The organism is Bacillus coahuilensis m4-4 (assembly GCF_000171615.1).
GTDB classification, from domain to species: domain Bacteria; phylum Bacillota; class Bacilli; order Bacillales; family Bacillaceae_K; genus Bacillus_T; species Bacillus_T coahuilensis.
Genome location: NZ_ABFU01000060.3, coordinates 89,854 through 116,590 on the forward strand (window position 1 = coordinate 89,854; position 26,737 = coordinate 116,590).

General features: G+C 40.2%; 29 protein-coding genes and 6 pseudogenes. 30 read left to right on the forward strand and 5 right to left on the reverse strand.

What is annotated here, in order from left to right; translation table 11 throughout:
• Positions 1-208: 208 nt before the first annotated feature.
• Genes M44_RS30050 through M44_RS15715 form a run of 3 tightly spaced genes read right to left on the reverse strand, consistent with a single transcriptional unit; the run spans position 209 to position 1,421 of the window.
• On the reverse strand, positions 209-430 hold the full coding sequence (locus tag M44_RS30050; RefSeq protein WP_081447553.1) for an IS3 family transposase: 222 nt from the start codon (positions 428-430) through the stop codon (positions 209-211).
• On the reverse strand, positions 343-1,104 hold the full coding sequence (locus M44_RS23785) for an IS3 family transposase (RefSeq protein ID WP_237705316.1): 762 nt from the start codon (positions 1,102-1,104) through the stop codon (positions 343-345). Before M44_RS23785 ends, M44_RS30050 begins: the two co-directional genes overlap by 88 nt.
• Positions 1,105-1,115: 11 nt before the next feature.
• Positions 1,116-1,421 (reverse strand): transposase, encoded by a 306-nt coding sequence (locus tag M44_RS15715; RefSeq protein ID WP_010175113.1) that lies wholly within the window; start codon positions 1,419-1,421, stop codon positions 1,116-1,118.
• Positions 1,422-2,286: 865 nt separating this feature from the next.
• Here M44_RS15715 and M44_RS15725 point away from each other — a divergent pair.
• From M44_RS15725 to hag, 13 genes are all read left to right on the forward strand, one after another.
• A complete protein-coding gene (locus tag M44_RS15725) occupies positions 2,287-2,832 on the forward strand; it encodes a hypothetical protein (RefSeq protein WP_010175115.1) in 546 nt (181 codons plus the stop codon).
• A gap of 166 nt (positions 2,833-2,998) precedes the next feature.
• Positions 2,999-3,847, forward strand: a complete 849-nt coding sequence (locus tag M44_RS15730) for a DegV family protein (RefSeq protein WP_010175116.1) — start codon at positions 2,999-3,001, stop codon at positions 3,845-3,847.
• A 119-nt stretch (positions 3,848-3,966) separates the two neighbouring features.
• Entirely contained in the window at positions 3,967-5,310 is a 1,344-nt protein-coding gene (locus M44_RS15735; protein WP_040365480.1) for an ATP-dependent helicase ComFA, read from the forward strand.
• Between the two features lie 35 nt (positions 5,311-5,345).
• A complete protein-coding gene (locus M44_RS15740) occupies positions 5,346-5,987 on the forward strand; it encodes a ComF family protein (protein WP_162013683.1) in 642 nt (213 codons plus the stop codon).
• Between the two features lie 65 nt (positions 5,988-6,052).
• Complete coding sequence (locus tag M44_RS29590) at positions 6,053-6,274, forward strand: hypothetical protein (protein WP_337444141.1); 222 nt, start codon at positions 6,053-6,055, stop codon at positions 6,272-6,274.
• Between the two features lie 300 nt (positions 6,275-6,574).
• Positions 6,575-6,838: a flagellar biosynthesis anti-sigma factor FlgM gene (flgM, locus tag M44_RS15750; protein ID WP_010175119.1), complete on the forward strand. Its 264-nt coding sequence runs from the start codon at positions 6,575-6,577 to the stop codon at positions 6,836-6,838.
• 55 nt (positions 6,839-6,893) lie between these two features.
• A complete protein-coding gene (locus M44_RS15755; protein WP_010175120.1) occupies positions 6,894-7,391 on the forward strand; it encodes a flagellar protein FlgN in 498 nt (165 codons plus the stop codon).
• Between the two features lie 14 nt (positions 7,392-7,405).
• The gene (gene flgK / locus M44_RS15760) at positions 7,406-8,941 is read left to right on the forward strand and encodes a flagellar hook-associated protein FlgK (protein ID WP_010175122.1); all 1,536 of its coding nucleotides are present in this window, start codon (positions 7,406-7,408) and stop codon (positions 8,939-8,941) included.
• Positions 8,942-8,956: 15 nt separating this feature from the next.
• Positions 8,957-9,829: a flagellar hook-associated protein FlgL gene (flgL, locus tag M44_RS15765; protein WP_010175124.1), complete on the forward strand. Its 873-nt coding sequence runs from the start codon at positions 8,957-8,959 to the stop codon at positions 9,827-9,829.
• Between the two features lie 46 nt (positions 9,830-9,875).
• Positions 9,876-10,472, forward strand: coding sequence for a DUF6470 family protein (locus M44_RS15770; RefSeq protein ID WP_010175125.1), 597 nt, complete (start codon positions 9,876-9,878; stop codon positions 10,470-10,472).
• Positions 10,473-10,490: 18 nt separating this feature from the next.
• A complete protein-coding gene (gene fliW / locus M44_RS15775; protein WP_010175127.1) occupies positions 10,491-10,931 on the forward strand; it encodes a flagellar assembly protein FliW in 441 nt (146 codons plus the stop codon).
• A gap of 4 nt (positions 10,932-10,935) precedes the next feature.
• Positions 10,936-11,163, forward strand: a complete 228-nt coding sequence (csrA, locus tag M44_RS15780; protein WP_010175129.1) for a carbon storage regulator CsrA — start codon at positions 10,936-10,938, stop codon at positions 11,161-11,163.
• A 154-nt stretch (positions 11,164-11,317) separates the two neighbouring features.
• Positions 11,318-12,175, forward strand: coding sequence for a flagellin Hag (gene hag, locus M44_RS15785; RefSeq protein WP_010175131.1), 858 nt, complete (start codon positions 11,318-11,320; stop codon positions 12,173-12,175).
• Positions 12,176-12,216: 41 nt separating this feature from the next.
• Here the strand turns inward: hag and M44_RS15790 are convergent, their stop codons facing one another.
• Positions 12,217-12,375, reverse strand: a complete 159-nt coding sequence (locus M44_RS15790; protein ID WP_010175133.1) for a carbon storage regulator — start codon at positions 12,373-12,375, stop codon at positions 12,217-12,219.
• A gap of 301 nt (positions 12,376-12,676) precedes the next feature.
• Here M44_RS15790 and M44_RS15795 point away from each other — a divergent pair, with 301 nt between their 5' ends.
• The 17 genes and pseudogenes from M44_RS15795 (at position 12,677) to M44_RS15875 (ending at position 25,852) form a co-directional block, all read left to right on the forward strand.
• A complete protein-coding gene (locus M44_RS15795; RefSeq protein WP_010175138.1) occupies positions 12,677-12,844 on the forward strand; it encodes a carbon storage regulator in 168 nt (55 codons plus the stop codon).
• A gap of 194 nt (positions 12,845-13,038) precedes the next feature.
• Positions 13,039-13,392, forward strand: a pseudogene (locus M44_RS30055) (flagellin N-terminal helical domain-containing protein); the annotation flags it as partial.
• An 840-nt stretch (positions 13,393-14,232) separates the two neighbouring features.
• Positions 14,233-14,532 (forward strand): annotated as a pseudogene (locus M44_RS30060) (flagellin); the annotation flags it as partial.
• Between the two features lie 148 nt (positions 14,533-14,680).
• Positions 14,681-15,055: a flagellar protein FlaG gene (gene flaG, locus M44_RS15805; protein WP_010175141.1), complete on the forward strand. Its 375-nt coding sequence runs from the start codon at positions 14,681-14,683 to the stop codon at positions 15,053-15,055.
• A gap of 16 nt (positions 15,056-15,071) precedes the next feature.
• Positions 15,072-16,562, forward strand: a complete 1,491-nt coding sequence (locus tag M44_RS15810) for a flagellar hook-associated protein 2 (RefSeq protein WP_010175143.1) — start codon at positions 15,072-15,074, stop codon at positions 16,560-16,562.
• A gap of 24 nt (positions 16,563-16,586) precedes the next feature.
• A pseudogene (gene fliS, locus M44_RS23795) lies at positions 16,587-16,995 on the forward strand (flagellar export chaperone FliS).
• On the forward strand, positions 16,995-17,345 hold the full coding sequence (gene fliT / locus M44_RS15820; protein ID WP_010175145.1) for a flagellar protein FliT: 351 nt from the start codon (positions 16,995-16,997) through the stop codon (positions 17,343-17,345). The pseudogene fliS and the gene fliT overlap by 1 nt, the downstream one beginning before the upstream one ends.
• A gap of 8 nt (positions 17,346-17,353) precedes the next feature.
• Positions 17,354-17,740: a DUF8042 domain-containing protein gene (locus M44_RS15825; RefSeq protein WP_010175147.1), complete on the forward strand. Its 387-nt coding sequence runs from the start codon at positions 17,354-17,356 to the stop codon at positions 17,738-17,740.
• A 309-nt stretch (positions 17,741-18,049) separates the two neighbouring features.
• Positions 18,050-18,617: pseudogene (gene hpf, locus M44_RS23800) on the forward strand (ribosome hibernation-promoting factor, HPF/YfiA family).
• Between the two features lie 88 nt (positions 18,618-18,705).
• A complete protein-coding gene (locus M44_RS15835; RefSeq protein WP_010175149.1) occupies positions 18,706-19,536 on the forward strand; it encodes a DUF1028 domain-containing protein in 831 nt (276 codons plus the stop codon).
• A gap of 106 nt (positions 19,537-19,642) precedes the next feature.
• Positions 19,643-19,718, forward strand: a pseudogene (locus M44_RS30065) (SEC-C metal-binding domain-containing protein); the annotation flags it as partial.
• A gap of 133 nt (positions 19,719-19,851) precedes the next feature.
• Positions 19,852-20,682 (forward strand): hypothetical protein, encoded by an 831-nt coding sequence (locus M44_RS15845; protein ID WP_010175152.1) that lies wholly within the window; start codon positions 19,852-19,854, stop codon positions 20,680-20,682.
• Between the two features lie 219 nt (positions 20,683-20,901).
• Positions 20,902-23,406 (forward strand): preprotein translocase subunit SecA, encoded by a 2,505-nt coding sequence (gene secA, locus M44_RS15850; RefSeq protein WP_010175154.1) that lies wholly within the window; start codon positions 20,902-20,904, stop codon positions 23,404-23,406.
• Between the two features lie 57 nt (positions 23,407-23,463).
• A protein-coding gene (prfB, locus tag M44_RS15855) for a peptide chain release factor 2 (RefSeq protein WP_155814985.1) occupies positions 23,464-24,565 on the forward strand; the annotation gives its coding sequence in 2 pieces (ribosomal slippage) (positions 23,464-23,535 and positions 23,537-24,565; 1,101 coding nt in all).
• Positions 24,566-24,641: 76 nt separating this feature from the next.
• On the forward strand, positions 24,642-24,827 hold the full coding sequence (locus M44_RS23805; protein WP_029326928.1) for a hypothetical protein: 186 nt from the start codon (positions 24,642-24,644) through the stop codon (positions 24,825-24,827).
• A gap of 235 nt (positions 24,828-25,062) precedes the next feature.
• A pseudogene (locus M44_RS15870) lies at positions 25,063-25,527 on the forward strand (nuclease-related domain-containing protein); the annotation flags it as partial.
• Positions 25,528-25,618: 91 nt separating this feature from the next.
• Positions 25,619-25,852, forward strand: coding sequence for a hypothetical protein (locus M44_RS15875; protein WP_029326930.1), 234 nt, complete (start codon positions 25,619-25,621; stop codon positions 25,850-25,852).
• A gap of 116 nt (positions 25,853-25,968) precedes the next feature.
• On the opposite strand, the gene M44_RS23810 is transcribed toward M44_RS15875, so the two are convergent.
• Positions 25,969-26,643, reverse strand: a complete 675-nt coding sequence (locus M44_RS23810) for a CAP domain-containing protein (protein WP_155814986.1) — start codon at positions 26,641-26,643, stop codon at positions 25,969-25,971.
• Positions 26,644-26,737 lie beyond the last annotated feature (94 nt).

The following is a 26,737-nucleotide window of genomic DNA, read 5'->3' on the forward strand; positions in this document are numbered from 1 at the left end:
TTTTCTGAAGGTAGAGGGGTAGGTGGTGTCGGTGTCGCGGAGAGTCCGCTTGTAACTAGAGGTGGGCGGAAATGCCGAGAGAGTGGGCGTTTTTTGGAGTTCTGTCAATAAAGTAGACAATTTTCCGGATGAATTTGGCGTATATTCTCTTCCGCGCTTTCGCTTGGAGGCCCTCTGCATAAAGTAAGAATCAAATTCTATTCTTACTTTATGCAGAGGGAATAATGCTTTCATTGGCGTATAGTTTTTGCTCCTTAGAATACGCCTTCTCGTATTCTTCAGGACTTACGTATCCTAACGTAGAATGTATTCTTTTTTTATTATAAAACTGAATATAAAAGGCTACTGCTGACATAGCCTCGGCTTTGGTTTTAAACGTAAATCTATAAAGGTATTCTTTTTCAAACTGGCGAAAAATGACTCTACACATGCGTTGTCATAGGGATTACCTTTATGACTCATACTAATCGTCGATTGAGCTGCTTCTAATTCGGCTATATAATCCTTAGAACAATATTGAGATCCTCGATCAGAATGATGAATCCACCCTGGTTCAGGCATTCTGATCTCTAAAGCTTTTCTTAATGCATTTAATGGTAAGTTTCTATCCATACGATCACCGATCGTAAAAGAAATTACTCTTCTAGAAAATAGATCTATGACAGGGTTCAGATAAACAAACCCTTCTCCTGTTTGAATATAAGTTATATCTGTTACCCACACCTTATTTGGTTCTTCCGGATAAAAGTTTTGATTTAATACATTTTCATAGTAGTGCAAATCATGAGTAGAGTCTGTAGTTGATATATATTTTTTGGTATGCATGGCATACAACCCAGCTGTTTTCATACGATTGGCAACAGTCTTTTCAGAAACCACTATTCCATCTACTTTCAAAAGCTTCTTATGAATCCTAGGACTTCCATATGTTCCTAAATTATCATAAAAATGAAAACGTATTCTTTCATCTAAAAATTTGTTGAATATTTCTCTTTCTGTATCTTCACTATCACGTCGACCTCTCCACTTAAAGAAACCAGCTTTAGAAACATTTAGAACCTCGCACATCTTAACAATGGTGTGTTCATCCTTGTGAGCCTCGATAAATTCAAACCTTAGTTCTTTTCGAGCGTGAAGATGTGCATGGCCTTTTTTAAGATCGCAACCTCTTCCTCTAGCTCCAGTTTTCTGCGTCTTTCATCTTCGTATAAATCTTTGTACTCTGATGCACTTAGCAATGCATTCTGCCTATTGTCTTCAGCTTCTTTTTGCTTTGTCTTATAACTAGCCACCCATTTTTGAAGTGTGTCATATGGAATGTCTAACTCTTCTGATATATCCACTATTCTTCTTCCGTCTAGCACTACAAGCTTTGTCACATATTCTTTAAATTCTTTAGAGTAGTTCGTTCTCTTTGTCATATTACCCACGTCCTTTTATATCGTTGGTTTGATTTAAACATGACGCCAATACGGATGTCTACTTTTTATACTAACCTCCATTTTTATTATGGAAGTGGGCGGAATCTTGGTGGAAGTGGTCGCTTCCGAGTGTCTAGTGGTCGCGGAGGTCCGTTTGTACCTAGTGGTGGGCGGAAATGCCGAGAGGGTGGGCGGAATCTTGGTGGAAGTGTGCGCTTACGAGTGGCTAGTGGTCGCGGAGGTCCCGCTTGAAACTACAGGTGGGCGAAAATGCCGGGAGGGTGGGCGTTTTAACAAAGGGAGTGGGCGGAATATCAGTGGAAGTGTGCGCTTCCGAGTGTCTAGTGGTCGCGGAGGTCCGCTTGAAACTACAGGTGAGCGGAAATGCCGAGAGGGTGGGCGTTTTTACAAAGGGAGTGGGCGGAATCTCGGTGGAAGTGGGGGCTTCCGAGTGGCTAGTGGTCGGGGAGAGCCCGCTAGTACCTAGAGGTGGGCGGAAATGCCGAGAGGGTGGGCGTTTTAACAAAGGAAGTGGGCGGAATCTTGGTGGAAGTGAGCGGTATCGAGTGGCTAGTGGTAGCGGAGAGCTCGCTTGTAAACAGAGATGGGCGAAAACGCTGAGAAGGTGGGCGTTTTAACAAAGGGAGTGGGCGTAATATCGATGAAAGTGGGCGACCAAGAGTCAAACCTCCTTACATCCTAAAAAGCTCCCAGGCACTTTTCCAAAAACAATAATAGTCGTTCTTATAACTCTATCCTTTACAGAAATCCCCCTTATTTCCTTCACATTTTCTAAAAATCATTGAGACTTTTCCCTTTTTTCACTAGAATAAATAGAAATGACGTGTATGAAGGATGATGAGAGATGAATTGGAAAAAATGGATCGCAATCATTGGGATGGCTAGTGTACTTCTAGTTGGTTGCAGTGAAGGTGAAGAAAAGGAAGATCAACCAAAGGAAGAGACTGCTACACAAGAAGAACAAGATGTGATTAATGAGAACAGCAATCTTTTAACCGAGATTCCAGAAGTAGTAGAACCAGCGGATTTACCGGAAGAAGAGAAGGAAATGATCTTAAGTGATTTTAATAAGTATATTACAACATTTAATGAAGAAGACGTAGATGGATATATGGCGACTCTGTCTAAAACGCCTTTAAATTTCTCTTATGAAGATGAAGAAAAGACAGTTCGCGGACTGTTCAGTTATTTAGACATGAATCGTATAGCTGAGAATGTAACGGTTATTAGCTTTAATGGAAGCCGAGCTGATGTGTATGCTGACATGACAGCTGAGACGACTATGATTGAAACGGGTGAAACGGCAAAGAAGTCAGGGAAACAAGTAACCATCATGCAAAAAACGGATGATGGATGGAAAGTATCAGGAATCTTCTTCCAAGAATCTTAAGAAGAACGAAAAGCTAGCCGAGGGGCTAGCTTTCCTATTGTGCATCTATAAAATATTGTTCAAACTGGTGCAAAAGAAATGAATATCATATAAAATGGAAAGTATGCATAGGATGAAAGCAATCAGCATGTCCAGATAAACTATAATATATAAGGTAGGTAATACGATGAAAACGGCAATTGTGACGGATAGCACAGCCTACATACCGAAAGAATTGCGCGACAAGCTCAATATACACATGATTCCTTTAAGCGTCATTATTGGAGGAGAAACGTACCAGGAAGAGGTTGATATTACAGATTCGGCCTTTTATGAAGAGGTACGAGTGAATGAAAAATTACCAACCACTTCACAGCCCCCTGTAGGACAGTTTGTTGAATTATTTGAGGAACTAGCGAAAGACTATGATGCAGTGGTATCAATTCACTTATCCAGTGGGATTAGCGGAACCTATCAAGGGAGCATCACAGCAGGCAATATGGTAGACGAGATTGACGTGTATGCGTTTGATTCAGAGATTAGCTGCATGATTCAAGGCTTTTACGTTCTTGAAGCAGCGAAGATGGCGAACGCGGGTAAACCTGTTGATGAAATTATGCTACGCTTGGATGAAATGAAAGGCTCTATTGGTGCCTATTTTATGGCGGATGATCTCTCACATCTTCAACGTGGTGGTCGTTTGTCTAGTGCACAAGCGATGATTGGTAGCCTACTGCAGATAAAGCCTCTTCTTCATTTTGAGAATAAAGTCATCGTACCATTTGAGAAAATTCGTACGCGTAAAAAAGCGTTAAAGCGTATGTATGAGCTGCTAGAAGAAGCCGTAGAAAAAGGGGAACCCCTTCAAGCGAGTGTCATTCATGCTAACCGCGCAGAAGAAGCGAAGGAAATTCAGCGGGAATTAGAAGAACGCTTCCCATCGGTTGAATTTAATGTAAGTTATTTCGGTCCTGTCATTGGAACCCATCTAGGTGAAGGATCTATGGGACTTGGCTGGGCAAAGAGGTATGAATAAAAAGAAGACAAGAGTAAAGAGTTGTGCATGAAATATGCTCAGCTCTTTTTTGATAGTAAAAGGAGAATCAAATAAAAGAGAGAATATAGTTAATATACTTTATCCTAAAAATGAGGTGAATGATGAAAACTATACTCCAACACCATTTCTCCGGAAAACTTCTTCTTTCTTCTGAAATACCCCTTACCCCAATGGAACTAAAGCAAAACCTTCAACAACAACTTATTTCTCCACTACCTTCAATTGTGGACGGAACATGTCAACGATGCGGCAATAACCAGATGGCTTCATTTCCTTGTATCATATGTCAAACTCAGTGCTCGTACTGCAGACATTGCATTGATATGGGGCGGGTGACAAGCTGCCAGCCGCTATATAAATGGTCAGGAGCAGACGTTTTGTGGGAACCTTCTAAGCGTTCACGATTAACCTGGGATGGTACACTATCCTCTCCCCAGCAAGAAGCATCAGATCAAGTTGTGAGGACTATCGTATCCAAAGGGAGTCTTCTCGTTTGGGCGGTTTGTGGTGCTGGTAAGACAGAGGTCACGTTTAAAGGCATAGACAGAGCTTTGATGCGAGGGGACCGTGTGTGCTTTGCCACCCCAAGAACGGATGTTGTGTTAGAATTAGCCCCGCGACTACGAAGAGCTTTTAAGGGGATAGAAGTCGCAGCTCTATATGGAGGAGGTGAAGACATGGGTAAAGCAACCCAACTAGTTGTTACCACCACTCATCAGCTTTATCGTTTTAAACAAGCATATGATACGATGATTGTCGATGAAATTGACGCCTTTCCCTATTCATACGATAGATCCCTTCAACATGCAGTTCAAGCTGCTCGAAAATCAACAAGTGCTCTGATTCAATTAACGGCTACTCCCTCCAAACATCAAATTCGCACACATCCCTTCATTCGTATACCAGCTAGATTTCATGGGTATCCGTTGCCACTTCCGGAGTTTAAGTGGTGCGGGAATTGGCAAAAAAGCATAGAAAAGGAAAGAATTCCACGCGTAATTTTACAGTGGGTAAACCAACGGTTAATGGACCAAACTCCTATCATGCTATTTTTCCCTTCGATTAAACATATGTTAGCTGCGCTTCCTTTATTTCAGCAGCTGAATCGTCATTGTTTATCTGTACACGCTGAGGACAGGGAAAGAAAAGAAAAGGTGATGAAGTTACGAGAAGGAAGATGTCCACTATTATTAACAACGACTATTTTAGAAAGAGGCGTGACCATTTCGGGGGTAGATGTAGGAGTTGTGGGAGCTGAAGACGACCAATTTACAGAAAGCGCACTTGTGCAGATTGCTGGTCGGGTAGGGAGAAAGAAGGAATCTCCAGCTGGGAATGTAACGTTTTTTCATTTTGGAAAATCCCTTGCGATGGAAAGAGCCTATCTTCATATAGATGATATGAATAATGAAGGGAGACGGAAAGGGCTTTTACACCCATGATATGCTTATTTTGCCATCAAAGTTGGGTAGATGAAATGTCATGGGTGGACTTCCTTCCGTCACGTGCACCAAGAGTGCTTTGTGAGGACTGTGCAGGTCAGTTTCAAAGGTTAACTGGAAAACGATGTGAAACGTGTTCAAGGGAATTAGAGGGGGACCGGAATGAGTGCTATGACTGTCATCGGTGGAAGCGTGTCCCTTTTTGGAAGGATAGAGTCCTACACAATCTTTCTCTTTATCAGTACAATGATTTTATGAAATCGTACATTGCCCGGTTTAAATTCAGAGGAGATTACCGGCTGAGCGAAACGTTTCATCATGAAATTGAACAGCAATATAGAAAGCTTACATTCGACATCATCGTCCCTATTCCACTAAGTATAAACCGAGCAGAAGAACGAAGATTTAATCAAGTAGATGCGCTATTTAAAAGGAGGGGATACTCTTACCAACATCTTCTAACACGAACCGAATCGGAAAAACAGTCAAAAAAGTCTCGAGAGGAACGTATGAATATGGTGAGCAATCCTTTCACTTGTTACGAAGAAATAAAGCAACAGCGAGTGCTACTTGTAGACGATATTTACACAACTGGTGTCACTGTGCACTCCGCATCGGAAGTACTGTACCGGCACGGAGCGAAAAGTGTGGCAGTATTTACCTTGGTTCGGGGATAAAAAAACTTTAAATTTTTCTTCTGTTTGCCGATATATAGAACATAAACTCCTTGGAGGGATTATGTATGGCAGAATTACAAAATTGTCCAAACTGTGGGACCTTATATGTTCATAATATATTTCGAGACACTTGTGAAAACTGTTTTCGAACAGAAGAGAAATTATATGATACCGTCGCGACATTCCTACGCAAACGTGAAAACCGTACTGCACACATTGACACAGTTGTAGAAAAAACAGGGGTAGAGAAAGCATTACTTTTTAAATGGGTAAAAAGGGTAGACTAAATTTACGGCACTTTCCTAATCTTGGGTATCCTTGCGAAAGATGCTCACGGGTTATTAAAGAAGGGAAAGTTTGTGACGAATGTCAAACCAGCATCAAGACAGAGCTTGAAACAATTGAAAAGATCAATGAAGTAAAAAAAGCGAACCATTCAGCGGAGCGTACGTACAAAACAATCAATACAAGAAGATAGCGTCACTGCTATCTTTCTTGTTAAGATATGTTAAACTTTTATCAACATCAACCGATATAAGTAGTAACGACCGCTGAACATCAAACTACATAAGAAAGGAAGTGATACCATGAAAATTAACTCAACAGGCTTTAATAAAATTAATCCTTACCAAAATCAACTCAACAAGGTGAAGGAATCTCAAGCCGCAACCAACCGTACGGACAAAGTAGAAATATCATCAAAAGCACTTCATATGCAAGAAGCGTCAAAGTTTGAAGCAACCCGTAAAGAACGTCTAGCGGAATTGAAGCAACAAGTAGAAGCTGGGGAATACAAACCTGAGCCAAAAGCAGTCGCAGAAAGCTTGCTTAAATTCTTTAATCAAATGTAACCTACCTCTCCACCGATTATTTGGAGAGGTAGTCTAGTGAAAGGAATGAAATACCATGTCTTCACAGTCGCTTTTTGCCGTTCTTGAAAAATTAGTCTCTCTGCATAAAAGCTTATATAACCTAGCCCTACAAAAAACGGAAATTGTAAAAAATGGGGATATGACGGGTTTAAACGAGCTTTTACAAAACGAACAAAAGCATCTTGGTGCCATTAAGACGGTCGAAGCAGAACGTCAAAAAACGGCTGTGAACTTCTTGCTCGAAAGGTACGGAGCTCACTCAAAGTCAGAACCGACCATTTCTGACTGTATAGATGTAGCAAAAGATGAAGAGAAGCACGAGCTACGATCTCTTCAACAGTCATTAGCTGAAGCCATTGAGCAGCTTAAAGAACGTAACGAACTCAACCAACGTCTGCTTTTGCAATCATTGCAGTTTGTTCACTTAAACCTTTCCATGGTACAGCCACAAAAGCCACAGGCTACGTACGGAAATCCTGTTCAAGGAAAAAAACCAACGGCCGCTAGATCATTATTTGATTCAAAAGCTTAAGAGGAGGAAATAGGATGTCAACATTTGCTGGTTTAGAAACCGCTAAGCGTGCGATGAATACATCTCAAAGTGCGCTTTATACAACGTCACATAATATTGCTAATGCCAACACGCCAGGATACTCTCGCCAACAAGTGAGTATGTCGACTACGACGCCGTTTCCGACTGCAGGCTTTAATGCGCCGCAAATACCGGGACAAATTGGAACAGGGGTTGAGGCTAATGCAATCATTCGTATTCGAGATTCATTTTTGGACGACCAGTATCGTGGAGAACATAACAAACTAGGGTACTATCAATCTCAAGCAACTGCTCTTGAGAAAATGGAAGAGATTATGAATGAACCATCAGATTCAGGTTTAGCTGCAACTATGGACATGTTCTGGAAATCCCTTCAGGATCTCGCAGCTGATCCCACAAATGATGGCGCAAAGTCCGTAGTGCGTCAGCGTGGTATTGCGGTAGCTGAAACGTTTAATTACCTTTCTACTTCTATTAAAAACGTACAAAAAGATTTACAAAATGAAATCTCAGTTACTGAGAAACAAGTAAATTCTTTGTTAAATCAAATCAACAATCTTAACCAACAAATCTCTGATGTAGAGCCTCACGGCTATGTTCCGAATGATCTATATGATCGCCGTGATAATCTACTAGATGAATTGTCAGGTCTAGTGGATATCTCCGTAAGCTATCAACAGAACGGCGGACAACCTCACCCGAGTGCAGTAGGTACAGCGGTGGTCTACCTATCAAACGGAGAGAACAGTACCCGATCCGCCATGCTTGTGGGGAAAAACACGGTGAATGAAATCAAAGTCAACTACAATACAGATGATTTAGTTTCAAGTGTTACGGTTGGTGCTCAAACTGTTTCTATGGAAGACTTCGAATCCGTGGGTAAACTTCGGGGGTTAGTAGAATCCTATGGTTATGAAACTAGCAGTAATCCAGTAAACGGAACGTACGCAAATATGCTAGAAGAGCTTGATTATATGGCCTTTACATTCGCCAATGAGTTCAATGCTGTTCATTCATCAGGAGCAACGGCAGCTATGATCAATGGCGCGCCGGGTCCAGCGCCTGACTTTTTTGCCGGAGAATACGGGGCAGCTATAGCCACACAAAAAGATTTTGCCAGCAAAATTGGTATTAGCAATGATATCTATCAAAACCTGGATAACATGGCAACAGCTTCTACTGCCGACCTTAGTATGGGGAATGCGGAGAATGTAACAAAACTTGCGAACGTCATTACGACCGCTCCAGCGTTTGGAGCCTATAACACGACATTTAAGAACTACTATGAATCTATCATTGGAGACATGGCGGTTCAAGCTCAAGAAGCGAACCGATTAACGACGAACAGTGACACCTTACGAGGTGCAGTAGAGAATCGCCGCATGTCTACCAGTCAAGTTTCACTGGATGAAGAAATGACCAACATGGTTCAATACCAGCATGCGTATAACGCAGCGGCGAGAATGATCTCATTAACGGATGAATTATTAGATACTATTATCAACGGCATGGGCCGTGCAGGCAGATAGGAGGCTGATTGATAAATGCGTGTAACACAAGGAATGTTAGCAGGAAATTCCCTCTCTAATATTAGTAATAGCTACAACAGACTTGGCCAAATTCAAGATCAGTTAGCAACTGGTAAAAAGATCACCAAGCCTTCTGACGATCCAGTCGTTGCCATGAAGGGGATGTACTACCGTTCGAACTTAACACAAATTGAGCAATACAAACGTAACCTCAGTGAAGGGTACCTATGGTTAGAGTCTTCTGAGTCTGCCATTGAGCAGGCAAATCAAGGGCTGCAGCGTGTGAGGGAATTAACGGTTCAGGGACAAAATGGAACGTTAAGTGACGACGACAAGAAAGCTATTTCTGCTGAGATTCAACAAATTGTTGAAGACTTAGAGAACACGGCCAATACGAAAGTGGCTGGAAAGTACCTCTTTAACGGTACAGATGTAACGGAATCGCCTATTGCTTCTTCTAATCCAGTTACTGTTGCTACTTATGGAAATAAGAATTATAAGATCGAAGTATCAGAGAATGTATTTCTAGATGTAAGTGTGAATCCTAATAATGTATTTAGCCAAAAATTATTTAATACGGTTCAAGGGATAAAAGATGGACTCGAAAGCGGAGCTGATCTTAATAACTTTTTGAGTGACTTAGATGATGTGATGAGCGTCATGGGAGCAGAACGTTCAGAGCTTGGCGCACGCTACAATCGTATTGAAATGGTGGAGCAACGACTTGGTTCCCAAGAAATCTCTGCTACACAAATACTATCGGATAATGAGAACGTGAATATGGAAGAAGCGATCAGCGAGCTGATGATGCAAGAAGCCGTTCACAATGCAGCACTTTCAACAGGAGCACGAATCATTCAACCTACATTATTAGACTTTTTACGTTAAAAGCTATCTTCTTAGATAGCTTTTTTCTCTAGAGGAGGGGAATTGTATGTTACACCCACAAATACGCTTGCAGTCTCAACCAGCACTCATTCAACTGGATAGTACACAGCCCAGACAATCCATTGAACAACCGGGCCCTACCCTTGACATCCAACAACCGGCACCGAAGTTAAGAATTGAAACATCTCCAGGGAAGCTGTCGATTGATCAAACAAGAGTGTGGGAAGCTATGAATATGAAAAGTGTGAATCGTATGGCAGAGGAAGCAGCCGACCTTGGTTATGAACAATGGATGAAATATCTTGGTAAAAAGGCATCAGAAGGCACGGAACTGTTAAGAGGATTCTCGAAAGGTCAAAAAAATATCATTCAACAGCAAGCCAAACGGAATAGTGAAACGCCCAAATTTGAATTTCGACTAGGTTGGATTCCTCCTCATGGATCAGTGGATCTGAATATCTCAAAAACTCAGGTGGATATTTCCTTTGAAACACACCAACCTATAAATAATACAAAAGTTGCTAATGCGATCATCGATTACCAGCCAGGTACCTCAACTGTATCGATGAAGCAATACCAGGATTTACAAATTGATTTTGCTCATTTACAGTATAAAGGGTACAGATTTGAGACGGAAATATAAAAAGGTGGAATGCGACAGATGAACATCCAAACAAAATATCATGGAGAATTAAAGATTGATCCAGCCTCAATTCTTTCCTTTAACTTAGGGATACCAGGATTTCCAGACGAAACAGAGTTTGTGCTCCTTCCTCTCCCTGGAAATGAACAGTTTGCTATACTACAGTCAATACAATCAACAACGGTTGGATTTGTTGTCACCAATCCATATGGCTTCTTTCAAGACTATGAATTTCAATTGGATGACTCGACAAAAAACCAGCTGGAGTTAGAAGGAGAAGCCAACATACAAGTGTTTGTCATTTTAACTGTTCAGAATCCTTTTGTTCAATCCACTGCCAACTTGCAGGCTCCAGTGGTTATCAATGGTTCGAAGCGAATGGGAAAACAAGTCATACTGAACGATACGTCTTATCAAACGAAGCATGCTCTTTTCATGAGCACCGCGGATAAGGGGTGACGAGATGCTTATATTATCAAGGAAGCAAGGAGAAGCCATTCAAATAGGTCAGGATATTGAATTGGTTGTTGTATCTGTACAAGGGGATCAAGTGAAGGTAGGTGTTAACGCTCCTAAGCATATAGAGATTCATCGGAAAGAAATCTTTCTTGAGATTCAAAGTAGCAATGAAGAAGCAACGAAAGACATCTCCGATCTTTTTACCATATTATCTCAGGACAAAAAAAGCTAATTTTTTTTATAAAACTATTAAACATTTTCAAAAGCCTCCGATATTAACAGTGTAAGGGAGAGAGGGGCGGCCGACTTCAATCTTCCCTACACAACTACTAACAAAATGCCCACAAGGACGTGAGCATTCAAAATTCAAGGAGGAATATTTTATTATGATTATCAATCACAATATCGCAGCTCTTAACACACACCGTCAATTAAATGGCGCTAACGATGCATCTGCTAACTCAATGGAAAAATTATCTTCTGGTTTACGTATCAACCGTGCTGGTGATGACGCTGCCGGTCTAGCAATCTCTGAAAAAATGCGTGGTCAAATTCGTGGATTAGATCAAGCTTCTCGTAACTCGCAGGATGCTATCTCTCTTATCCAAACTGGAGAAGGTGCTTTAAATGAGACGCATGATATTCTTCAAAGAATGAGAGAACTGGTAGTTCAAGCTGGGAATACAGGGACAAATGAAACAGAAGATTTACAAGCAATTCAAGATGAAATAGCTGAGCTAATTAATGAAGTCGATGGAATTGGTGATAGAACTCAGTTCAATGGTAAAACTTTATTAGATGGTAGTTGGGATGGTAGCGCAGGAGATGGAAGTGACGATTTAGTCTTTCAAATTGGAGCAAACAAAACTCAACAACTTACTTTAAATTTAAATAGTATGAAAGCGGCTGACTTAGGTACAACAACTACTATTTCTGCTATTGATGTAACTGATTTTACTACTACATCTTTTGATGATCAGCTAGCAGGAATTGATGAGGCAATAAATTCAGTATCAGCAGAGCGTTCAAAAATGGGTGCTTACCAAAACCGCCTAGACCACACTATCAACAACCTTGGAACATCTTCTGAAAACCTAACAGCTGCGGAGTCTCGTATCCGTGACGTTGACATGGCGAAAGAAATGATGAACCAAACGAAGGAAAGTATCCTTGCTCAAGCTTCTCAAGCAATGCTTGCAAAAGCGAACCAAGCTCCTCAAGGAGTACTTCAATTACTTCGTTAATTGAAACAAAGAACCCTTCGACTCTGTCGAAGGGTTTTTATTTATGCTAAAGGTTTTAATTTTTCACCTCTAATGATTGTCACCTCTGGTGGTGCTTCAATAGCTAGCCTTAGTTGATTCTCTTTACTTTTCACTATCTTTACTTTGATTTTTTCATCAATCACTACAAATTCTCCAACTTTTCTCCCTAGAACTAACATGTGTGCAAAATCCTCCTTGATGTCATAGAAGTATTTTACAGTGAAAAAAATGGAAATACAATGATTTTTACAAATATATTACATTTATAGGTGATAAAAGAACTAAAAAATATATAATTTTTCTAAAAAACTATTAAACATTTCTTATTACCTACCGATATAAATACCATAACAGGAAAATATAACTTTATATGGAATATACACTCAAGGATGAGTTAGTAGACTAGTAGGACCGCGCAGGACGCACGATCCCATACTGGTTTATTAACGCATCCTTTTTTCATTATCAAGGAGGATCTACATGCTAGTACTAGGAAGAAGGCCAGAAGAATATATCGTCATCAACGACAACATCATTGTAAAAGTAATTAAAAGCGAGGATGGCCACTTACGCTTAGGGATAGAAGCCCCAAGAGAAGTATCCATTGTACGCGGAGAGATTTACGAGAAACAACAGCAACTAAAATAATCAAACACTCAAGGACGAGTGAACCATTGTGAAAAGAACCTGCAGGACGCATTTTCTTTTCACAACGTTCACTCGTCTTTTTAGTTAAAAACAGAATGATTCACGCACCCGGGAGTTGAATCACACTGTTCCATTAAAAATCTATTACACAGTGAAAATGGAAGTTCACTCAAAATCCAAGGAGGAAATTAAAAATGATTATCAATCACAATATTGCGGCTTTGAACACTTATCGTCAGTTAGACAGTGCAAATAATGCTGGTGCAAAATCAATGGAAAAGCTATCATCTGGCCTTCGTATCAACCGTGCAGGAGATGACGCAGCTGGTTTAGCAATCTCTGAAAAAATGCGTGGACAGATTCGCGGACTAGACCAAGCGCAACGTAACTCACAAGATGGTATCTCTATGATTCAAACAGCTGAAGGTGCTTTGAATGAAACGCATAGTATATTGCAACGTATGCGTGAATTATCAGTGCAATCTGCTAACGACACGCAAACAGAAGATGACCGTAGTAAGATTCAAGCTGAAGTAGATGAACTTGCAAAAGAAGTAACTAGAATATCAAATGATACAGAATTTAATACCCAGAACCTGATGGCCGGTGGATTAGATAATACATTCCACATTGGTGCTAATCAAGGGCAGAGTATTAATCTGAAAATTAACGCAATGGATGCAAAAAGTTTAGGTGTTGCTGGATTTGAAACAACAGCTACTATCAACTCGTCAAATGTAGGAATCGAAAAGGTTGAAATGGATAGAACAACTGGCACTTCTATGGGGAATGGTACTACTCAGTCATTTACTGTATCTGATACAGCTGCAAAAACTCAATGGAATGGCGGAGCCACTGGTCTTACTGGAATGACAATTGAAAGTTCAGCCAATAGTTCTAAATATAACGATTATAAATTTGAAGTGAAACAAATTGGAGCAGGAGCTACAACAGCTGCGAGTATCAACGAGAGTAGTAAAACAATTACACTATCCTTAGCGTCTGACCATGCAACAGCAGTAACAGCAGTAGAAGTTAACGCTGCATTTACTACAGCAGGTATTGGAGACTTAACAGCAGGTTCAACAGATTCATCAGCTGGTGGTAACTCTGCTCAAGCTGCAGCATCTGCATCACAAGCAGGTTTAGCGAGTGATGAGCTGAAGTTTACGATGAATGGTGAATCTGTAATTGTAAAAGAAGATGCCACTAAAGTTGCTTTTAATAGTACAGCAAATAAGGGAGTTACTTTAGTTAAAGATTCAGCAGTAACAACTGCAGCTGGTTTCAGCGGAACAAATTCTTTTGATGTTTCGGTCTCTTCAAGTTCAGCAGCTGTTTTAAATGCTGATGGTACTGTAAAGGACAAAGCGTTAGCAGCCGTTGGTTTAGATGTTTCAACTCAATCTAGCGCTAATGAGGCTATTACAAAAATTAATGACGCAATTACAACGGTCTCGGAAGAACGCTCAAAGTTAGGTGCGTATCAAAACCGATTAGAGCATACAATAAATAACTTAAGTACATCATCTGAAAACTTAACAGCTGCGGAATCTCGTATCCGTGACGTTGATATGGCGAAGGAAATGATGAATCAAACAAAAGAATCTATCCTTGCTCAAGCTTCTCAAGCTATGCTTGCAAAAGCAAACCAAGCTCCACAAGGTGTACTTCAATTGCTTCGATAAGTTTTTTAGAAGAGACTGGCATATTCGCTAGTCTCTTTCTTTCTATCTAAAAATAAACTCCCAAAGTTTTCTTCCTACTTCCCCTAAACCTCCAACGAAAAAGACCGATATAATTAGTAGATACTTTCTGATAATGAGGTGAAAGGCCTTGATTGAGAAAATTACTATTAATACATCAAGCTTACGTGAAGCGTCTGTTGACCAGACGACCTCATCAGCTACTCGTGAAATAGAAGAAATTCTACCAATACGAGATTTATCGAAATACAAAAATGATGACTCTCATTCTCCTCTACTTTCAAAAGAAAAGGCAGAAAAAACCGTAGACACTTTAAATCAATTTTTAGAGAATACTCAAACGGCGTTGAAATTTCAATTTCATGATAAGCTAGAGGAATATTATGTAACAATCGTTGATGAAAAAAGCAACGAAGTGGTACGAGAGGTCCCACCAAAAAAACTACTGGATATATATGCAGCCATGGCAGAATTTCTTGGCATTATTGTTGATAAAAAGATATAGAGTGAGGTGATGGCTCATGAGCACCATGCGTGTAGGTGGTCTTGCATCGGGAATGGATACGGAATCCATCGTAAAGTCCTTGATGGAAGTCGAGCAAATGAAGGTTGATAAATTAAAACAAAATAAAACGTATTTAGAATGGCAACGTGATGACTATCGAGAAATGAATACGATGCTATTAAACTTTGATCAAACGATTTTTGATGGGGTGTTCCGTCAATCGACTTTTACTAAAAAGACCGTAGATGTTTCTGATTCTACTGCTCTTTCTGTGAAAAATATTAACTCTACTTCTGAGTTTACGGGGTCTATCTCTATTGAACAATTAGCCACTGGCTCTCGTCTCGTAGGAGATTCTGGGAGAACCGATATTGATCCGAATACTCTATTAAATTCTGCTACTTCTCTTAACCTATCTGGTACTCAAACCATTAGAGTGGCAACTCAAGGAAAGCCGGCTTCTGAAGGAGTAGAGATCTCGTTTGACCCAACGAAAGAGTCCTTAAATGATGTTATTAACAAGATCAACTCGAAAACGGGTGTTTCCATGTATTTCGACCAGGCTACTGGGAAGATTGGTGTGTCTGCTGACGAGACAGGTGCAGGAAACATATCCCTTGAAGATTCCACAGGTACCCTATTTTCTAGTTTAAACTTAACAGCAGGAAGTACAAATTTACAAACCACTGATGGAAACAATGCAAGGTTTACGTATAATGGCTTACAGCTAGAAAGAAGTTCCAATACGGTCTCGATTAATGGTGTTGAATTAACGTTGAAGAAAGAGACAAGTGGTGCAGAGGTCACGTATTCTTCGACCACTGATACAGACTCTATTTTAAAAGAGGTTGTAAAATTTGTTGACGAGTACAACAAACTCATCGAAAAAATGGGAGACGAAGTAAAGGAACGTCGCAGCAAGGAATACAAGCCCTTAACAGATATGGAACGTGAAGGGTTATCGGAAGATGAAATTAAGAAATGGGAAGAACAAGCACGGAAAGGGACACTTTACGGGGATAATAATCTTTCTAGTGCCCTCAATAAAATGCGAGTCGATATTTATTCGTCCGTTCAAGGAAATAGCGGATTAGCCAGTCTTGCTGAGTTTGGGATTAAAACTTCCAGTAACTATCTTGAGCAAGGAAAGCTGATTATTGATGAAGATAAATTAAGACAAGCCATTTCAGACGATCCAAATAAACTCTATGAAACATTTATGGCTGATGGCGTTACTGATGCAGAACAAGGTATTGCCCGTCGTCTTCGTGATACAGTGAAAGATACGATGGGTGCCATTGAACAAAAAGCTGGTAAGACATCTAGCGGTAACGATTCTTTTACTATCGGGAGAAACTTAAAAAACGTCGATAGACAAATAGACAACTGGGAGCAACGCTTAATCGATATTGAAGATCGCTATTGGCGTCAATTTACGGCGATGGAAAAAATGATTCAGCAGTCTAATTCTCAATCGTCTTATATCATGTCCCAATTCTATCAATAATTTTCACCAAAAGGAGTGTCCTAAGTGGCCATTAAAAATCCATACCAAGCGTATCAAACTAATTCCGTTACCACCGCTTCTCCAGGTGAGTTAACACTCATGTTATATAACGGCTGCTTGAAATTCCTTCATTTAGGAAAGAAAGCCATTGAAGAAGGTAACGTACAGGAAAAAAATAACAAACATTCAAAAAGCACAAAACATTATACAAGAGTTTATGGTGACGTTAAATATGGACGTGCCCATGAGCAAGAACCTACAATTGCTCTATGATTATATGTATCGCCAATTAATTTCAGCGAATGTAAAGAGTGATAAGGCGATTTTAGAAGAAGTAGAAGAAATGGTTGTAGAGCTCCGTGACACATGGAAGCAAGCGATTCAATTAAATCGACAACAACAGCACGGATCTGTTCAAGGTGGACAAGTATAATGACTGCTATTAAGGAATGCTTTAGGCTAACCAAGGAGCTATATGAGCTTCTAAAGATAAGCATCTCCACAGAAGAACGTGATCAAAAGATTGAACGAATAACAGAATTGCTAGCAAAACGGGAGGAGATTCTTCCTAGACTACAAAAGCCATCATCCCTAAAAGAAGGGGAGATGGCGAAGCAGATTGTGGCCATGAATACGTTTGTAGATCAAAAATTGAAGGTCCTACAGGGTGAGATTCAGCGTGATCGAAACAATCTAAAGAAGAAGAAGACAGGTGCGAAAAAATATACGAATCCCTATGAGAATATGCAGTTTGATGGGATGTTTTACGATAAACGAAAATAGGTGATGATGTGGTAATAACAGTATCAGAATTAACTCTTATGCAGCAATTTTATGATTTAGTAGTAACCGTAGAAGATGGGTTCGAATTTGTGGCTCACTCTTATGAAGAAGGTGTCTCTACACCTGTAACGGACCGCGTCCTACTTGACATTCTCTCGTCCTTTGAGCAGTTTTCTACTGCTATCCCACAATTAGTGGATCTAATAGAGGATGATGAGCAGACGACGAATGCACTCTACGCTTTTAACGAAGTTTTGGAGCTTTTAGTGAAGCTTGAAGAAGACACAAAAGGAAAAGAACAGCGTTTAGCAGAGATCTATGCAAGATTGGCCCCTATGTACATTACCTGGAAACAACAGGTTGAACTTCAGTTAAAACCATACCTTGTTCAGTAACTAGCAGAAAATTTCTGCTAGTTTTTTTGGGTTCTAGAATAAATGTTGAAGTTCATGTTGGGTGAGGGCGAAGTAGGAATTACTTCACCCAACATTTGACGTTGAACCGTTTATTTTTAGTTGATTCACCATCCATTTAGCATACACCCACACATAAAAATCCCTAGTATAATAGTGAATTCGCCAAGACTATCCCCTATTCGACAGAATTGGACACAAATTTGTCAAATAATTTCGAAAGATTAAGAAGGATATTTATGGGTAAGAATAGAATACTAGTAATAAGCTTTATTTAAAGGAGGAGTTTACATGTTAACTTACAACATTCGAGGCGAGAACATTGAGGTAACTCCAGCGATTAGGGAGTACGTAGAGAAGAAAGTGGATAAGCTGAATCGTTACTTTAACGAAGATCTTGAGGCCACTACTCACGTCAATTTAAAGGTGTATAACGATAAAACAACTAAAATTGAAATTACGATCCCAATGAACTCGTTAACTCTCCGTGCCGAAGAGCGACATGAAGATATGTATGCAGGGATTGACTTAATTCTAGATAAGCTAGAGCGTCAGATCCGTAAGCATAAAACAAAAAGTAAATCGTAAGCATCGTGAAAAAGGGAATCCAAAAGAATTTTTTGCAAACCTACCTGGTGCCACTTCCACAGCGGTATTGGAAGAGGAAGATGAAGACCAATTAGAAGTAGTACGTACAAAGAAATTCGATTTAAAACCGATGGACAGTGAAGAAGCGATCCTGCAGATGAACATGCTAGGTCACAACTTCTTTATTTATACAGATGCAGAAAGCAACTCTACTAGCATTGTGTACAAACGACGTGATGGTAAATATGGATTAATCGAGGCAAACCAATAAAATAGGACGTCTAAAAGGCTGGTGCTAGCACCGGCCTTTTATTCTTGTTAAACTAAAAAGAAAATTCTGAAATAAGGAGAGGGTACAGATGACGTATAGCATTGTTGGGTTTGATCCAGTTGAAAAGGAATGGGGCGTTGCTGTTCAAAGCAAATTTATTGGAGTAGGGGCAGTGGTACCTTTTGCAAAAGCAAATGTGGGTGCGGTTGCCACACAGTCGTATGCTAATACAGTGTATGGACCAGAAGCTCTTAAGCTAATGGGAGAAGGGAAAAATGTAGAAGATGTGCTAGATGAAATCACCGGGAAAGACGAAAAACGTGAGTTGCGCCAAGTAGGATTAGTAGACAGGCATGGTAATCCGGCGACATTTACAGGAAGTGAATGTTACAGCTGGGCCGGTGGTGTCACAGGTCCTCATTTTGCTGCACAAGGCAATATTTTAGTTGACGAGCGAACAGTACAAGCGATGGCGGATACATTTCAACATACAGAAGGATCACTCAGCTACCGATTATTGCAAGCACTTGCTGCTGGTCAAGAAGCTGGTGGTGATTCTCGTGGGCAGCAGTCGGCTGCGCTTCTTGTGGTAAAGGAACAAGGAGGGTATGGTGGATATAATGATCGATACATAGATCTTCGTGTAGATGACCATCCTAAACCTATTGATGAGTTAATTCGAATATATGAGTTGCACCAGTTATATTTTGCTCCTTCCCGTAAAGAACGGGTGGTAGCCATTGAAGGGGAGGTTGAGAATGATCTCATTGCTCTATTAACACGACTAGGGTATTGGACGGATGAATTGAGTTTGCAAGAAGCGTTGAAAGCATATATTCATACTGAGAATTTTGAAATGAGAGAACAAGAGGATGGCTTGATCGACCTAGATGTATTGGACTATATGAAGCAGCAATAATCATGATTTGTCATCAATCTAGCTCGAGCCCTTTTTCTTTTCGTTAAACTATACTATGATAGTATAGTTAATGTCTTACTTGAAAGTTTGGAAAAAAGGATGAGATAGAATGAAAGAAGTAATTGGAAGAAATGACCCGTGTCCTTGCGGAAGCGGCAAAAAATAATAAAAAATGTCATGGAGCAAACGGTGGCGTATCTATTGAAGAGATGGTGACAACGGAATTAAACCAGCTTCAAATAAATCTTATGGATAGTGTGTTATATAACCACTCAGAGGAAAAGATGCAAAACTATCAAAGCCATCTGGAAACGTATGAAAAATTTACAAAAAGATGAAGAGATTTTTGAGATGGCGTTCACGATTTGGTATTTATTCTTGTACCGAAACGGGGAAGCGGTTGGTACATTTATTGAAAAAATAGCCGGCGATATTAAGCGACAGCGAACCCTTGATGCGTTGAAGAGTTGGTTACAAGCTCCCATTGTATTAGGAGAAGTGACAAATCGCTCAGGAGCAGAAATTACCGTGGTGGATAGTAAAACAGGAAAAACGTATCTAGTGCATGAAGAGGATGAGGACATTCAAAAAGGAACGTTCATTATTTCGATAATATTGGATTATCATCACACTATGATGCTATTTGGTCTTTACTTTATATTCCCTGGACTAGGAAAAGAATTATCAGAGTTTGCTAAAGAAAACGTTCTCAATGTGGAAGAGGATTTCTTTAAGGTTGTTAATGAAAGCTTTAGCCGTTATGAGAACTCTGGGACAACAGATAAGAAACCTCTGTTAAAAGGGAAGGATAAGCTTGGGAAACTTTCCTATGATTCAGCGATTGATGCTGTTGAGGTCTATTTAAGTGGAAACGGAGAATCTGAGGAGAATATTGCCTTTGTCAAGAATCTGTTGTCAACGTATTTAGAGCGAGAAACCCCATCTATGCGAAATCCTAATGTGTATGCTGCTGCGGCGGTGGAAGGTGTAAAGCATTATCTTCCTAACCATGTGAACCTTTTACAAAAAGAAATTGCGGCAAGCTTCTCTGTCTCCCCTCAGTCTATTTCAAAAAAATCACGTGATATCATTGATGTGGTTCAAGACTTACTTGAATCGAAAGAAGGGCTATCTGTACAACGATAGTTGGAAATTAGGGAACCAGGTAGTTAAGAAGCTACCTGGTTCTTAGTATTTAAGTGATTGAGCTGTCTTTCTTGAAATGAATGAAAGGACTTTCTCCTTGGACTTAACCCTAAGTTGTCACTCCCAGCATGAAGTGGTAAAATTGATAGAGTATATTGACACGTATATAAGGGTGAGGGGTAGAGTCTCTCAATTATAGATACAAAAGGAGCGTCTTACATGCTTGGGTTCTTAAATAAGGTTTTTGATGCAAACAAACGAGAGTTAAAGAAAGCAGAAAAGCTAGCGGATGACATTGAAGCGTTAAAAGGGAAGATGGAAGAGCTATCTGATGACGAGCTTCGTGCGAAGACAGAGGAATTTAGAGCACGTCTAGATGCTGGAGAAGAGGTAGAAGATCTTTTAGTAGAAGCTTTTGCTGTTGTTCGTGAAGCGGCGAAGCGTGTATTAGGGATGTTCCCGTACCGCGTTCAGCTTCTTGGTGGTATTGCCCTCCATGGCGGGAATATTGCAGAGATGAAGACAGGTGAAGGTAAAACATTAACTTCAACTATGCCAGTTTATCTTAATGCTTTAACAGGTAAAGGGGTACACGTTATCACAGTCAATGAATACCTAGCAAGTCGTGATGCTTCTGAGATGGGCAAGCTATTTGAATTTCTTGGCTTAACGGTTGGTTTAAATTTAAATTCATTGGAAAAAGAACAGAAGCGTGATGCATACCTTGCAGATGTTACGTATGGTACCAACAATGAGTTTGGATTTGACTATCTTCGTGACAACATGGTTCTTTACAAAGATCGTATGGTTCAACGTCCTCTTCATTTTGCTATTATCGATGAGGTCGACTCCATTTTAATTGATGAAGCACGTACACCACTTATTATTTCTGGACAAGCAGCAAGATCAGCCGAGCTTTACATGCAGGCAAATGCATTTGTTCGTATGTTAAAAGTAGAGCAAGATTTCACGTATGATGAAAAGACAAAAGGTGTTCAATTAACGGAGGAAGGAATTGCGAAAGCAGAGAAAGCCTTTAATATTGAAAACTTATTTGATTTGAATCAAGTGAAGCTTTTACATCATATCAATCAAGGGTTAAAATCTCATCAAAGTATGCATAAAGACGTCGATTATGTTGTTCAAGATGAAGAGATTGTGATTGTTGACTCATTTACAGGTCGTTTGATGAAGGGTCGTCGTTACAGTGATGGTTTACACCAAGCGATTGAAGCAAAAGAAGGCTTAGAGATCCAAAACGAAAGTATGACCATGGCGTCTATTACGTTCCAAAACTACTTCCGTATGTATGAGAAGCTGTCTGGTATGACGGGTACGGCAAAGACAGAGGAAGAGGAATTCCGTAACATTTATAATATGAGTGTGATTGAAATTCCGACGAATAAGCCAATTGTGCGTGATGACCGTCCTGATTTAATCTATACAACGATGAATGGGAAATTCAATGCGGTGGTTGAAGACATTGCTGAGCGTCATGCTAAAGGCCAGCCTGTCCTTGTTGGTACAGTCGCAATCGAAACATCGGAATTGATTTCTCAATTGTTAATGAAAAAAGGCGTTAAACATAATGTGTTGAATGCGAAAAACCATGGTCGCGAGGCAGAAATTATTTTAGACGCAGGTCAGCCTGGTGCTGTAACGATTGCGACAAACATGGCTGGTCGTGGTACAGACATTAAGCTTGGTGAAGGTGTACTAGAGCTTGGTGGACTTGCCGTTATTGGTACGGAGCGTCATGAATCTCGACGTATTGATAATCAGCTTCGTGGTCGTTCTGGTCGTCAAGGGGATCCTGGGGTCACTCAATTCTATCTTTCCATGGAAGATGAGCTAATGCGCCGCTTCGGATCTGACAATATGAAGAGCATGATGGAACGACTAGGTATGGACGATAGCCAACCTATTCAAAGTAAAATGGTAAGCCGTGCTGTTGAGAGTGCGCAAAAACGAGTAGAAGGCAATAACTTCGATTCTCGTAAGCAGCTTTTACAATACGACGATGTTTTACGACAACAGCGTGAAATCATTTACAAGCAACGCTTTGAAGTATTAGATAGTGAGAATCTTCGCGATGTGTTAGAGCAAATGATTAAGAGTGTCATTGACCGTCAAGTAGCTCTACACACCAGTGAAGAAGATGAAGACAAATGGCAGCTACAGGAGCTCGTGAATTTCCTTCACGCCAATCTTTTACGTGAACAGGATATTTCTGTTGATGAGTTAAAAGGAAAAACGCGTGAAGAAATGAGCGACGCTATCTTTGAAAAATGTATCGTCGTGTACAACGAAAAAGAAGCTCAGCTATCGGAAGAGCAAATTCGTGAGTTTGAAAAGGTTGTTCTTCTTCGTGCAGTGGATACGAAATGGATTGACCACATTGATGCGATGGATCACCTTCGTCAAGGTATTCACCTTCGTGCATATGGTCAAAATGATCCTCTTCGCGAGTACCAAAACGAAGGATTTGCGATGTTTGAAGATATGGTCGAAGCGATTGAAAACGAGGCAGCTCGCCTTGGTATGAAAGCAACGATTCGAAATAATTTAGAGCGTCAAGAGGTGGCGAAGGGTCAAGCGGTGAACCCGCAAGACGGAAAGCCGAAAGTAAAAAAGCAGCCAGTTCGTAAGCAAGACAACATTGGTCGAAATGATGCATGTCCTTGCGGTAGTGGTAAAAAATATAAAAATTGTCATGGACAATAATCAGTGAGTGCCTAGCACATAGCTAGGCCTCGCTTTACTTTATGAGGTGAACAAAACATGGAATTACATGAAATTAAGATAGAGCTTGAAAAAACAGCTAAGCGATTAGCGGACTTTAGGGGGTCTCTTTGACTTAGAAAACAAAGAGGCACGAATTCAAGAATTAGATGAGATTATGGTAGATCCAGACTTCTGGAACGACCAGCAAAAGGCGCAGGGGCTTATTAACGAAGCCAATGGTCTAAAAGATATGGTCGGACAATATCATAGTATGGTAGAGGCTCATGAAAACCTTGAGGTTACCTTTGAACTTGTGAAAGAAGAAGGCGATGAAGAGCTACTAGCTGAGCTAGAGCCAGAACTAAATGATTTAACGAAACAGCTGAATAACTATGAATTACAGCTTCTGTTAAGTGAAGAGTATGATAAGAATAATGCTATTTTAGAATTACACCCAGGAGCAGGTGGTACGGAATCACAAGACTGGGGTAGTATGCTTCTTCGTATGTACACACGCTGGGCGGAGAAGAAAGGGTTTAAAGTAGAGACTCTTGATTATTTACCAGGGGACGAAGCCGGTATTAAATCGGTGACGCTTTCTATAAAAGGACATAATGCCTATGGGTATTTAAAAGCGGAAAAAGGGGTACACCGCCTAGTACGTATTTCTCCGTTCGATTCATCAGGTCGCCGTCACACAAGCTTTGTATCTTGTGAAGTGATGCCTGAGTTTAACGATGAAATTGAAATTGATATTCGTACAGAGGATCTTAAAATTGATACGTACCGTGCATCTGGTGCCGGTGGACAGCATATTAATACAACCGATTCTGCCGTACGTATTACGCATCTTCCTACGAACACAGTCGTCACATGTCAGTCGGAGCGTTCGCAAATCAAGAACCGTGAAGCGGCAATGAAGATGTTAAAATCTAAATTATATCAGTTGAAAATTGAAGAGCAAGAAGCACAATTGGCTGAAATCCGTGGGGAACAAAAGGATATCGGATGGGGAAGCCAAATTCGCTCATACGTATTCCACCCGTATTCTATGGTAAAAGATCACCGTACAAATACAGAGGTCGGCAATACAAACTCTGTCATGGACGGAGACCTAGATGTATTTATCGATGCGTACCTACGCTCGAGAATTCAGTAACATGATGGGGACCCTCTTCCATGATAAGAAGAGGGTTTTTCTGTCTATACTAGAGAAAAAACATGGGGGTTATATCATGTCGAGTGTAACGGAGTTGATATTGGGATTTATATGGATTAGTGGATGGATCTGTCTAATCGTTGGAATTTTAGGAATAACTGTCTCGCTTATTTCCGGAGGAACCTGGATTGTTGTACCCGTTGTCGCTATTTTAGTCGGAGTAGTGTTTGTATGGGGCGTTAAAAAAATTTCAACTGAATAGAAGGGGGAAAGATACCAATTGGCGAATTACCTGTTAAAGTAAATATGGAAGGTGATGCCGTTGATCGTATTCCCCCTAAAAAATCGTATCCAAATCTACAATTAGAAGCACTAGTTACTAGAGTCTCCCCTACCCACCCCTCGTATGAAACCATTGTAAGTGATTTAGGCAAAAGAAAGATTGGTTATTTTGGTGAGGAGCGAGCGTCTTATTTTTTACTCTTCTACCAAGTGACACTTGTCTCATTTTTCATGGATTACGATTAAATGTAGACAATCTTTACTTTCAAATGGATGTGTTGGTTCTTACCCCTTCTTTTATTTTAGTTTTCGAAGTTAAAAATTCTACTCGACATCTACATTATGATTCCAAAACAGAACAATTTTATAAAATAGAAACTGATGGACGAAAAGTAGGAACCTATAATCCGATTGAGCAAGTACATAATCAAGCCTATTTGCTTAGTAGATGGCTTCAAGTTAAAGGAGTAGAACAGTTACCAATTGATTATTATGTTGTAAGAAGTAACCCTAAGTCCGTATTAGAGATCACAGGATCTGCCCCACATATTACTTCAAAATTTATATCCTCAGAAAATATCCCGAATACAGTTAGAAAGGTAGACGCCAGAAACTTTCCCATTATACTCGATAAAAAAACGATGAAAAAAGTTAAACCAAAAGTTGCTTCATTCTCATGAGGATCTACATTTAGACTTGTTTAAGACATATGACCTGACCCACGATGATATACATGTAGGAGTAATATGTAAAGATTGTGGATCTAGACCAATGGTGAAAAAGAGAAACGGTTGGTTGTGCCCAGATTGTACTAGTATAGATAAAAATAGTTGGAAATTGGCAGTCGATGACTGGTTTTATATTATGAATGAAGGAATTACTGCAAAAACATGTCAACATTTTTTACAACTTGACTCTAGGCATCAAGCAAAGAGATTATTAGCACAGTTACCACTAGAAATAGTAGGAGAAAATATAAAAACTACTTATTTTAGAAAAGAGTAAACTGGTAACCGAGCGGAAAAACCCTTTGACCGAGCGATATTTTAAGGTAACCGAGCGGAAAAACGATGAGACCGAGCGCAAAAGTCCCATGACCGAGCGCTGACCTAAAAGCTTCCTCACTCCCTCACAAACATCTGCACCCAATACGTCCCGTAGCTGCCTCCTTCTGCATACCCTACCCCTAAATCAGTAAATGAAGCATTCAAGATATTGGCTCGGTGTCCTGGGCTTTCCATCCATTCCTGGACCACTTGTTCTGGAGTAGTTTGGCCTGCAGCAATATTTTCGCCAGCTGCCGTATAAGATACGCCAAAGGTACTGAGCATGTAAAAAGGGGAACCGTATGTAGGTGATTCATGGGCAAAGTATCCATTCTCCATAAGGTCTACTGCTTTAGCCTGGGCGGTTTCTGAAACGAGCTCATTTAATGATAGATTGGGGAGTCTTTCTTTCTCCCGTTCCGTATTCACCAACCGTAAAATTTCCTTCTTCCATTCTTCTTCACCTTCTATATTTGCCCCATTTTCTTCTGTGCCGTTTTCATTAGAATCGTTCTCATCATCTTGTCTATCTTCGCTTTCTGAACCAGGAGGATTTGCTCTCTCTTCAAACCACTCTTCTACCATCCATTCTTTCTCAGCTAATTCAACTTCTTTCATCCCGTTTAGTTGGGCAGCATCCGTTTCACTTGAAGGGCTTGGTCCTGCTTCCTCCTGACTGTTTCCCCCATGACATCCTATAAGTACATGGACCATACATACCATAACGATTTGCAACAACTTTCTCTTCACCTTAGAACACCTTCACTTTCTGTAGTAGTCTTTGAAATAATCTTTCCATTCATCCCTTTCTATTGCTTTACCACGTTATTGTGGTGTTATTTAC

Excerpts from the sequence above, each read along its gene's own strand:
- M44_RS15730 (WP_010175116.1), top strand. The coding sequence starts at position 2,999 with ATGAAAACGGCAATTGTGACGGATAGCACAGCCTACATACCGAAAGAA.
- M44_RS15845 (WP_010175152.1), top strand. The coding sequence starts at position 19,852 with ATGAAAAATTTACAAAAAGATGAAGAGATTTTTGAGATGGCGTTCACG.
- M44_RS15740 (WP_162013683.1), top strand. The coding sequence starts at position 5,346 with ATGTCATGGGTGGACTTCCTTCCGTCACGTGCACCAAGAGTGCTTTGT.
- flgK (WP_010175122.1), top strand. The coding sequence starts at position 7,406 with ATGTCAACATTTGCTGGTTTAGAAACCGCTAAGCGTGCGATGAATACA.
- M44_RS29590 (WP_337444141.1), top strand. The coding sequence starts at position 6,053 with ATGGCAGAATTACAAAATTGTCCAAACTGTGGGACCTTATATGTTCAT.
- M44_RS15735 (WP_040365480.1), top strand. The coding sequence starts at position 3,967 with ATGATGAAAACTATACTCCAACACCATTTCTCCGGAAAACTTCTTCTT.
- M44_RS15835 (WP_010175149.1), top strand. The coding sequence starts at position 18,706 with ATGACGTATAGCATTGTTGGGTTTGATCCAGTTGAAAAGGAATGGGGC.
- M44_RS15790 (WP_010175133.1), bottom strand. The coding sequence starts at position 12,375 with ATGTTAGTTCTAGGGAGAAAAGTTGGAGAATTTGTAGTGATTGATGAA.
- M44_RS15810 (WP_010175143.1), top strand. The coding sequence starts at position 15,072 with ATGAGCACCATGCGTGTAGGTGGTCTTGCATCGGGAATGGATACGGAA.
- M44_RS30050 (WP_081447553.1), bottom strand. The coding sequence starts at position 430 with ATGTGTAGAGTCATTTTTCGCCAGTTTGAAAAAGAATACCTTTATAGA.
- M44_RS15755 (WP_010175120.1), top strand. The coding sequence starts at position 6,894 with ATGTCTTCACAGTCGCTTTTTGCCGTTCTTGAAAAATTAGTCTCTCTG.
- flgM (WP_010175119.1), top strand. The coding sequence starts at position 6,575 with ATGAAAATTAACTCAACAGGCTTTAATAAAATTAATCCTTACCAAAAT.
- M44_RS23805 (WP_029326928.1), top strand. The coding sequence starts at position 24,642 with ATGTCGAGTGTAACGGAGTTGATATTGGGATTTATATGGATTAGTGGA.
- secA (WP_010175154.1), top strand. The coding sequence starts at position 20,902 with ATGCTTGGGTTCTTAAATAAGGTTTTTGATGCAAACAAACGAGAGTTA.
- hag (WP_010175131.1), top strand. The coding sequence starts at position 11,318 with ATGATTATCAATCACAATATCGCAGCTCTTAACACACACCGTCAATTA.
- M44_RS15770 (WP_010175125.1), top strand. The coding sequence starts at position 9,876 with ATGTTACACCCACAAATACGCTTGCAGTCTCAACCAGCACTCATTCAA.
- M44_RS15715 (WP_010175113.1), bottom strand. The coding sequence starts at position 1,421 with ATGACAAAGAGAACGAACTACTCTAAAGAATTTAAAGAATATGTGACA.
- fliT (WP_010175145.1), top strand. The coding sequence starts at position 16,995 with ATGACTGCTATTAAGGAATGCTTTAGGCTAACCAAGGAGCTATATGAG.
- M44_RS15875 (WP_029326930.1), top strand. The coding sequence starts at position 25,619 with ATGGTGAAAAAGAGAAACGGTTGGTTGTGCCCAGATTGTACTAGTATA.
- M44_RS15795 (WP_010175138.1), top strand. The coding sequence starts at position 12,677 with ATGCTAGTACTAGGAAGAAGGCCAGAAGAATATATCGTCATCAACGAC.
- flgL (WP_010175124.1), top strand. The coding sequence starts at position 8,957 with ATGCGTGTAACACAAGGAATGTTAGCAGGAAATTCCCTCTCTAATATT.
- fliW (WP_010175127.1), top strand. The coding sequence starts at position 10,491 with ATGAACATCCAAACAAAATATCATGGAGAATTAAAGATTGATCCAGCC.
- M44_RS15725 (WP_010175115.1), top strand. The coding sequence starts at position 2,287 with ATGAATTGGAAAAAATGGATCGCAATCATTGGGATGGCTAGTGTACTT.
- csrA (WP_010175129.1), top strand. The coding sequence starts at position 10,936 with ATGCTTATATTATCAAGGAAGCAAGGAGAAGCCATTCAAATAGGTCAG.